The organism is Kitasatospora sp. NPDC023120 (assembly GCF_055560835.1).
This window is the reverse complement of record NZ_JBVHHY010000026.1, coordinates 125,602-133,914: the sequence shown is the minus strand read 5'-3', so window position 1 is coordinate 133,914 and position 8,313 is coordinate 125,602. Positions and strand designations below refer to the sequence as shown.

The 8,313-nt window shown below is 73.9% G+C and carries 9 protein-coding genes; 1 reads left to right on the top strand and 8 read right to left on the bottom strand.

What is annotated here, in order from left to right:
* Positions 1-410: 410 nt before the first annotated feature.
* On the top strand, positions 411-695 hold the full coding sequence (locus tag ACZ3TI_RS31895; protein WP_465732364.1) for a hypothetical protein: 285 nt from the start codon (positions 411-413) through the stop codon (positions 693-695).
* A gap of 65 nt (positions 696-760) precedes the next feature.
* Here the strand turns inward: ACZ3TI_RS31895 and ACZ3TI_RS31890 are convergent, their stop codons facing one another.
* The 8 genes from ACZ3TI_RS31890 to ACZ3TI_RS31855 all read right to left on the bottom strand — a co-directional run bounded on the left by ACZ3TI_RS31890 (position 761) and on the right by ACZ3TI_RS31855 (position 8,305).
* Positions 761-955, bottom strand: a complete 195-nt coding sequence (locus tag ACZ3TI_RS31890) for a hypothetical protein (protein WP_465732362.1) — start codon at positions 953-955, stop codon at positions 761-763.
* A 117-nt stretch (positions 956-1,072) separates the two neighbouring features.
* On the bottom strand, positions 1,073-1,846 hold the full coding sequence (locus ACZ3TI_RS31885; RefSeq protein ID WP_465732360.1) for an NADase-type glycan-binding domain-containing protein: 774 nt from the start codon (positions 1,844-1,846) through the stop codon (positions 1,073-1,075).
* A 570-nt stretch (positions 1,847-2,416) separates the two neighbouring features.
* Positions 2,417-2,989, bottom strand: coding sequence for a phage tail protein (locus ACZ3TI_RS31880; protein ID WP_465732358.1), 573 nt, complete (start codon positions 2,987-2,989; stop codon positions 2,417-2,419).
* Entirely contained in the window at positions 2,986-4,974 is a 1,989-nt protein-coding gene (locus ACZ3TI_RS31875) for a putative baseplate assembly protein (protein WP_465732356.1), read from the bottom strand. Before ACZ3TI_RS31875 ends, ACZ3TI_RS31880 begins: the two co-directional genes overlap by 4 nt.
* Entirely contained in the window at positions 4,974-5,426 is a 453-nt protein-coding gene (locus ACZ3TI_RS31870; RefSeq protein ID WP_465732354.1) for a GPW/gp25 family protein, read from the bottom strand. Before ACZ3TI_RS31870 ends, ACZ3TI_RS31875 begins: the two co-directional genes overlap by 1 nt.
* A complete protein-coding gene (locus ACZ3TI_RS31865) occupies positions 5,423-5,734 on the bottom strand; it encodes a PAAR domain-containing protein (RefSeq protein ID WP_465732352.1) in 312 nt (103 codons plus the stop codon). Before ACZ3TI_RS31865 ends, ACZ3TI_RS31870 begins: the two co-directional genes overlap by 4 nt.
* 73 nt (positions 5,735-5,807) lie before the next feature.
* Positions 5,808-7,586: a VgrG-related protein gene (locus ACZ3TI_RS31860; RefSeq protein WP_465732350.1), complete on the bottom strand. Its 1,779-nt coding sequence runs from the start codon at positions 7,584-7,586 to the stop codon at positions 5,808-5,810.
* Entirely contained in the window at positions 7,583-8,305 is a 723-nt protein-coding gene (locus tag ACZ3TI_RS31855; RefSeq protein ID WP_465732348.1) for a CIS tube protein, read from the bottom strand. The genes ACZ3TI_RS31860 and ACZ3TI_RS31855 overlap by 4 nt, the downstream gene beginning before the upstream one ends.
* Positions 8,306-8,313 lie beyond the last annotated feature (8 nt).

Sequence of the window (8,313 nt, the reverse complement as noted above, 5' to 3'; positions counted from 1 at the left end):
CTGAGGCCGGGGATGTCAACATATCTGGCGTTGACTTTTGGCACGCTGTTGAGTTCTCAAGGAACGGACGCTTCCTTCGGACCGCCTTCCAGCGGGCCCTCCGGGCTTCGTTCTTTCGTGTCTTAAGCTTATCAGATGTTTTCCGCTCCGTTTTCCGGAGTCTCATTCATCGAATCGGCTTTTGCCTTTCGGCGCCCCCGGACTCTAGCAGAGTTTTTCGGGCTGTTTTCCCCGGTCGTTCTCGAATTCAGATTCGATCCCGCTCCGGAGGGCCGCGCCGAGCGACTGGAAGACAGTACTCCTACTCCGCACCGAAGACCAAATGCCCGGGGCCCGGCTCAGGCCGCCGGGCTCGGGCGGGTGACACGTTCGGCGCGAGCGGTGGTCGGCAGGCACCGGAAGCCGCCGCCGTGGCGCACGGACTGCAGCTCGCCTGGCAGCCGCTGAAGGACGACCTCCACGCCCTGATCGCCCGCGGCCAGGAGGAGGGACGGATCCGGACCGGCAACGCCGACCGGATCGGCACCCTCCTCTTCACGGCTGTCCACGGGGTGGCCGCCCAGGCCGCGAGCGGTCAGCTCTCCGGCGCGGCCCTGGACCAGGTCTTCGAGGACCTCCTCACCCACCTGCTCCGCGGCCTGGAGCCGGTCGCCGGCGACGAGCCCCTGGCCGAGTCCGACGTACCGGGCTGCTGACTCCCGGCCCTACCGGAACAGGCGGTCGCCGCTGGTGGCCAGGCGGTGGGTGGAGCCGTGGCGGTTCACCTGAGCGCGGCGTCCACGCCGTTCAGGGGGTCGACCGGGTGCGCGATGGCGTAGATCGGGTGGCGCTGGTCGGCTGCGGCCGCGGCCGCCGGGGTCGCACCGACCGCGGTGGCACCGGCGATCCCGCACAGCGTCGCCATCAGCGTCGGCAGCACCCGTCGGCCCGCACCCTGCCTGAGTCGAGTGGTCAAGGGAGGCACTCCTTCCGGGAAATTTCTGAAGTGAACATGGCGATCTCACCAACTGTGCGTTGCCGAACGGTAAGTGGGCGATTGACGGACGGCTTCGGGGTGGTTCCGGGAGTGGGCTCAGGTGCGCTTGAAGAACTCCACCTCGGCCAGGGCGATGGTGCGGCCGGGGCCGACCCCGGCCGCCTCGCGGACGGTCAGCTTCACCTGGACGACGTCGCTGATCCCGGTCGCCACGGTCTGCGGACCGGGCTGGTCGTTGAGCGTGATCTGCTTCCGGTGCTGCTCCCCGTCCGCGGACGCGACCTCCAGGAACAGGACGAGGGGACGGGCCTGCTGCTGGAACTGCTGCGGGTCCGCGGCGGCACCGGTGTGGATGATCAGGTCCACCAGCCGAAACGGGGTGCGGAAGTCGAAGGCGACCGAGTCCCCGATCGCGGGAGCCGCCCAGTAGGTGTTGGTAAGGCCGTCGTCGGCCGAGGCCGCCGGGTGTCCTTCGACGGCGGCGCTGGCCGAGGTCGCGGCGGGGGTGATCGGCGCGGTGCTGCCGAGCTTGTCCAGCACATCCTGAAAGGCGGTCTTGCCGGCCGGGTACAGCAGGATCCCCGCGACCACCACCGCGACCAGGACGAGCAGCGCGATCGTCCGGCGCAGCGCGTTGCCCGAACCGCCCATCCGCACCCGGCGCCGGAACGGCCAACGGGTGCGCCACCACGGCAACTTCGGTGGGGCTGCGGTGACGGTCAGCGGGGCCGCGCAGCGGCGGCAGAACCGGCGCTCGGGCAGGTTGGGCGTGCCGCAGCGGGGGCAGGGCGGGCCGTCCTGGGCCTCCTCGGCCCCGGGTTCCCGGACGACGGGACGGGGTACGACGGGCTTCGCGGGTTGTACGGCCACCGGATCGGCCTGCGGTCCGGGAGCGGGAGCCTGTTCGGGAGCCGCAGCCGATAGAGGAGCCCCGGTCGGTAGAGGAGCCGCGGTCGGTCCAGAGGTCGCGGTCGGTTCGGGAGTCGCAGTCGCCGCGTGGGGCGGAGGTGGTCCAGGAGCCGGAGGTGGTTCAGGGGACTCAGCCAGTGCGGGAGTTGACCTCGGTACGCGGGCGGAGGTCGAGCGCGGGGGATCGGCGGGCGGCGGGGGCGCCGGTGCCTCGGCGGGCGGGGTGGGCGCCTCGGTGTCCGGGGCGGGCGGCTGCTCCCTGCGCCCGCGCGTCATCCGTCGCGAAACGGTTCGCCAGGTGGGTTCGGTGCGCGCGGGCTCGGACACGGCCGGCGCGGGGGGCGTGGCGGCCGCAGCGGGCGCGGCAGGCGCAGGGGTGGAAGCGGGAGCAGCGGGCGCAGCGGACTCAGGCGCCGGCGAGGCCGGCGCCGCCGGGGCACTGCGCGACCACCCCAGGTATGCGCCGCAGTTGCCGCAGAAGTCGTCCCCCTCGCCGTTGGCCGTTCCGCAGTCGGGGCACACCGGCATCCGTCAGTCCTCCGCTCTCCCGGGTGGACCGGGCAGGATCTCCACCCGGCAGGTCAGGTGGACCGGGCAGCCCGCCCTGACGACGGACAGCACCTGGTCCTCGTCCAGGCCCGGACCGCGCAGCGGCCAGACCCGGACCAGCACCTCACCGCGCGGTGCGCGCGCCGGGACGGCGTCGGCGGCTCCGGGGTCGCTGGACCACGACGCTCCTCCCCCGTCCACGATCTCGCTCCCGGCGCCCAGCACCAGCCGCAGCCGCTCGGTGAGGCCGCGCCGGGTGCCGCGCCAGCGGTGCAGCTCCACGGCGCGTCCGACCACCGCGCGGCGTACCTCGTCCGGCCAGGCCGGGTCGACCTCCACCGCGACCCAGGACGCCAGCCAGTCCAGGAAGTCGGCGGGTGCGAGGCGGGGCGCGAAGTAGGCGGGCAGGCTGTCCAGGGTGGCGAAGACCGGGGCGAGGACGGTGTCCAGGCCGGCCGTGAAGCGCTGGGCGAAGTCGTCGTCGGCGAAGAGTGCCGGGAGCAGCTCGCCGATCGGGTGCGCGCTGGGCAGTCCGGGGATCGCGGCGCGCGTCATGACTGCCCGTTCCCGGAGAGCGACGTGCCCGAGGTGTCCGAGGCGACCGGGGTGACCACGACCTGGTGCTGGTGGGAGAAGACCAGGGCTTCCGGCGGGACGTCGACCCGCTCGGCGGGCGCCCCCCGGCGTCCGGTGATCGGGTCGGCCGGGAACAGCCGCAGCTCCTCGACGCCCGCGACGGCCTCCACCCGTTGCAGCACGGCGAACACCTCCCCGTACTGCACCGCCCGGCCGAAGGGCCAGCCGGAGCCGTCGGCGCCGCCGTGCAACGGGTTGAGGTACCCGTACAGGGCGGCGAGCACCGCCTCCCGGACCCGGTCGGGGTCGGGGGCGCCGGTGGTGAGCCGGGCGACCACCGTCACGCCCTGGTAGGCGGGGGGTTGGACGTGCACCCGGGTGCCGATCAGCCGCCGCTCGTCGAGGGCCCTCGCGACGGCGGCCAGCACCTGCTCGTCGGGGATCAGCTGCTCGAACCGCAGCCGGTCGCCGTCGTCCGCGACCGCGTCGGGGACGACCAGCACCCGCACCGCGCCCGCCTCCCCGCCACCGGCGGGCACGCAGCTGATCCGGGCGGCGGAGGGCGCTGCCTGCCGGGCGATCAGCTCGAAGTCCCCTGCGGTGACGGCGCGTTCCTGCAGCCGCAGCTGGTGCGGGGCGCGCAGTTTGGCGTTCTCGACGGTCTCGCCGTCGACCCCGCCGCGCGCCGCCTCGCGGTTGTCCACCCGGGCGATGTACGGGACGGAGCTGCGCAGCACGGTGATGGTGCTCCGGGCGACGTTGCCCGCCGTCCCGCCGCCGGTGCGGTACCGCGGGACGCGCAGCCGGGCGCCCTTGGGCGGCACCGCGCCGAAGGCGCGCAGGCTGCCGTCGGGTTCCCGTACCGCGGGCGGGAAGAGGAACTCGCCGGTGGTGGCGTCGAGCACCACGTGCCGGTCGGTCGGCGAGGAGTCGCCGAAGTGCTCGACGACCGTCCACCGTTCCCACCCGTCGCCGGCCGCGACCTCGACCGCCGGCGGCCCGCCGTCGAGCAGGACCGGCGGGCGGGCGAGCCGGAAGCGCTGGCCCGCGACCCCCTCCGAGGAGCCGAGCGGCGCGTCGGTGACGGTCTGGGCGTGGACGACGGTCGTGGTGCCGCCGACGGTGAACACCTCGGCCCGGCGGATCGTCGGGGACTCGGAGTAGAACGGCTGGCCCGGACGCGGCTCGGTGACCCGGCAGCGCAGCCAGCCGGCCCGGCGGCCGGCGACCACCGACGCGGTGTGTCCGGCGGGCACGAACACCACCACCTCGCCGGGTCGGTTGAGCCCGCCGGTGGTGTCGCCGCCGGTCTCGCAGCCGATCCAGCGCGCGCCGTCCCACACCTCCCAGGCCAGCGGCGGCTGGCGCGGGTCGACGCCGACGCCCTCCACCCGGCTGTCCAGCCGGACGACCAGGATGCAGCGCGGGACGACGGCGGGCAGGGCGAAGAGCATGGCGTCCCCGACCGCGGGGCGCGGTTGGAAGCAGGGCACGTCGGCGCCGTCCGCCAGCCGGGCCGTGCCGTCGGACTGCTCCCCCGCGGCGGAGACGGTGACCAGCCGGTCCAGCGAGCTGGGGACGATCGGGAGGTCCTCGGCGGTGGAGAAGACCACCGCCTCGTCGGTCTCGGTGCGCAGTGTGGAGACCTCGGTGCCCGCCCGTAGCAGGACCGTCTCGGGCTGCGGGGCGGAGAGCCAGAAGTCGATCTCGGCCCGGGCCGCGGCGGGCGGGAAGAGCCGGATGCCCAGCAGGTCGAGGAAGGCGGCGTAGTTCTTCTCCGGCACCCGGTTCAGCCGGTAGAGCAGCTGGTCGACCAGGTAGGCGAAGGTCTCGATGAGGGTGACGCCGGGGTCGGAGACGTTGTGGTCGGTCCACTCCGGCGCGCGCTGCTGGACGTAGCGCTTGGCCTCGTCGACGAGTTGCTGGAAGCGACGGTCGTCCAGGTTCGGGGAGGGCAGTGCCATCAGCTCGCGCCCCCGTCCGCTCCGGCCCGGTCGGCCGCGGCGCGGTCCGCCGAGGCCGGGGACTCCGGGATGGTGTAGAAGGGGAAGACCAGGTTGCGGCGGTCGTTGGTGGCGCGCACCGTGTAGTGGACGTCGATGTAGAGCGTGCCCTCGTCGACGCTGTCGAAGGCGATCACCACGTCGTCGACCTCGATCCGCGGCTCCCAGCGTTCCAGTGCGATGCGCACCTCGCGCGCGATCCGCCCGGCGGTGGTGAAGTCGCCCGGGGCGAAGACGTACTCGTGGATGCCGCAGCCGAACTCCGGGCGCATCGGCCGCTCGCCGGGGGCGGTGCCGAGGATCAGCCGGATGGCCTCCGCGAGCTCCCGGTCCCGGTCCACCATGCCGATGCCGCCGGTGGCGTTCACCCGCAGCGGGAAGGCCCAGCCGCGACCGATGAAGCTGCCGCTCATGCGACCCCTCCGATGAGCACGTTGAACGCGCCGCTCGTGATGGTGGCGCCGCAGGTCGTCTTGTCCCCCATGCGGGCCGCGGGCAGGCCGCCGATGAGGACCACTCCCCTGGTCGCCGTGCCCAGGGAGGGCTCGACGAGGTTGGCGGGGCCCATCTCCACGTGCGGGACGCAGGCGTGGATGCTGCCGACCACCGCGGCGGGGCGGCCGCCGATCAGCACGGTCGCCACCCTGAGGGCGCCCGGCGGCGGGGTGGTGAGGGCGCCGCCGTGGTCGGTGAGGTCGCCGGTCCGGGCTGCGGGGGGCATGTACGGTCTCCATTCCGATGGTGCCCCCGGTTCGGTGGGCACGTTTCCAGTCCTCGTGAAGCCTGACGCTTCGTCAATTGATACGCACGAAAGCCCCCTTGAGCACCGCCTCGGCTCCGCCGTCCACGGTGACCGCGGTCGTGCCCCGGACGGTCACCGAGGCGCCGCGCACGTTGACCTCCCCGGTGCCCGCGTCGAGGGTGATGCCGGAGGAGGACAGCCGCACCGTGCTCCCCGCCGCGCCACCCGCACCGTGGACGGTCAGGACGATCTCCCCGCGCTGCTGGTCGAGTTTGACCTCCAGCTTCTTGTCCGCGCTCGCCAGCCGGACCCCGGAGGCGCCGCCCGGTACGTCCAGCAGCTCCAGGCGGTGGCCCGAACGGGACACCAGGGAACGGCGGTTGACCTTGCCGGAGGCCCCGTCGACCAGCGGCACGTCGTGCGGCGAGGGCCGGTCCACACCGTTGTAGAGCCCGCCCAGCACGTAGGGGCTGTCCAGGTCGCCCTGCTCGAAGCCGACCAGCACCTCGTCGTTGACCTCGGGGCTGATCACCCCGCCGCCGCCGTGGCCGCCCCACTGCACGGTGCGCACCCAGTCGGAGACGTAACTGTCGTCCAACCAGGGGAACTTCAGCTTCACCCAGCCGCGCTTGCCGTCGCCCGGCTCCCGGACGTCGGTGACCACGGCGACGGCCAGGCCCGGCATCCGCGGCCCGCGCGGCGGCGCGTTGCCGCCGGTGACCAGCCCGGCCAGTGAGCGGTCGGGCGACGTGCTGACCACCACGGTGGTCCGGTAGCCCCGGAAGGGTTCGAGGAGGTGGCGCGCCCCGGTGACGGTGTAGCGGCCGGAGAAGGCGGCGCCCACGTTCCCGAGGGCGACCGCGGTGCCCGCCCGCAGCCGCGGGTTGCCCTCGGCGACCGCCTCCAGCTCGCCGAAGCCCGCGGCCACCGAGGCGGCCAGCGACCGGGCCACGGCGGTCGTCTCCGCCTGCGTGCGGTACGGGGTGTCGGCGACGGTCAGCCGGGCCCGGCCGGGGAAGGCGGAGGCCGCCACCGAGGGGCTCATCCCCGGCAGCACGGTCGTGGAGGCCACCGACGGCTCGGTGGCGACCAGGGCGCTCTTGGTGGTGACGTTCCAGCCGCGCGCCTCGACCGTGTCCGCGCCGGCGGCCCCGGTCAGCACGCCGCGCAGCTCCAGCAGGTTGCGGCCGTACTCCAGCACCAGCGGGTTCTGCGGCGCGGGCGTGGAGGGGGCCGGTGCGCCGGACGCGGGCTCGGGCCGGACGAACTCCAGCCGCCCACCGTCGTCGGTGCTCACCTGCGCGCCGCTCTCCTGCGCCAGGAACTGGAGGAACTCCCAGTCCGACACGTTCGCCTGGGAGAGCTGCTGGTGCACCACCGGGAAGGAGTCGATCCGGCCGCAGGACAGGCCCGCGCCGGCGGCGACCTCGCGGACGATGTCGGCGGTCGTCATGTTCCGGAAGGCCTTCACCCGGCGCCCGCGCATCAGCCGGTGGGTCACCGCCGACGCCCGCACCACGGTGTACGAGCCCGTGGTGTCCACCTCCAGCTCCAGCGCGGTCACCTCGCCGGTGAACAGCCGCACCCGGGTGTGCCCCTGCACCGTGACCACGGAGACCCTCAGCTTGGTCCCGATGGTGATCCCGGTCGCGGCGAGGAAGGTGTGGTCGGCGTCCCGGAAGCTCAGCACCGCGGTGTCGGGCAGGCCGACGCTCTCCTCGATGTCGCAGGACACCAGCTGGGCCGCCCAGACCGGCGGCAGCGGGCCCGGCGCCTCGACCACCGGATCCGCGGCGAAGGGTCGGCCGCCCCGGGCCTCCGGGGTGGTCATGAGCGCCCGCCCCGGGTGAGTTCGTCGATCCCCGGCACGATCAGCTCCGCGCCGGGCACCAGGGCCAGCGGATCGTCGATGTCGTTGGCCTCCGCGATGGTGCGCCAGGCCGTCGCGTCCCCGTACGCGCGCCAGGCGAGCAGCGGCAGGCTGTCTCCGGCGATCACCCGGTGGGTGCTGCGGGCCTCCGGCGAGCCGGAGGTCGGGTTCTGGCCCGCCGGGTCGACGCTGGCCTCGTCGATGGTCAGCGAGCAGACCGCCCGCAGCGGGCTGCCGTTCACGTCGAAGAGCGTGTAGGTGACCGAGAGGCCGGTCAGCACCCCGTTGAACGACGTCGTCTTCAGGGTGCCCCAGTCCAGCCGGATCCACGGGCTCGCGGGCGTCTTGCGCGCCAGGCTGGTCGGGGTGGGCACACAGGCCGTCATCAGCTTCTCCACCGCCCGCTCCACCGAGTTGTCGTGGGTCGCGGTCGCGTCCAGGAACACGTCCAGCGAGAGCGAGCGCGGGCCGCTGCCGACGAACTCGGGCAGCGCCGACTCGCCCGCCATCCGGGACGGCGTGCGCCGCCACTCGGTGCTCTTGCGCAGCACCAGGGTCGCCGGGTTGAACTGGAGCTGGAGCTGCGCGAGCGCCCCGCCGGGCTGGGCGCCGACGGTGGACGGCGGCTCCATGATGGTCAGTTGGGCCCGGGTGACGCTCGCGGGGACCGCCGGGGACATCCTGGTGC

Excerpts from the sequence above, each read along its gene's own strand:
- ACZ3TI_RS31880 (WP_465732358.1), bottom strand. The coding sequence starts at position 2,989 with ATGACGCGCGCCGCGATCCCCGGACTGCCCAGCGCGCACCCGATCGGC.
- ACZ3TI_RS31875 (WP_465732356.1), bottom strand. The coding sequence starts at position 4,974 with ATGGCACTGCCCTCCCCGAACCTGGACGACCGTCGCTTCCAGCAACTC.
- ACZ3TI_RS31870 (WP_465732354.1), bottom strand. The coding sequence starts at position 5,426 with ATGAGCGGCAGCTTCATCGGTCGCGGCTGGGCCTTCCCGCTGCGGGTG.
- ACZ3TI_RS31865 (WP_465732352.1), bottom strand. The coding sequence starts at position 5,734 with ATGCCCCCCGCAGCCCGGACCGGCGACCTCACCGACCACGGCGGCGCC.
- ACZ3TI_RS31860 (WP_465732350.1), bottom strand. The coding sequence starts at position 7,586 with ATGACCACCCCGGAGGCCCGGGGCGGCCGACCCTTCGCCGCGGATCCG.
- ACZ3TI_RS31855 (WP_465732348.1), bottom strand. The coding sequence starts at position 8,305 with ATGTCCCCGGCGGTCCCCGCGAGCGTCACCCGGGCCCAACTGACCATC.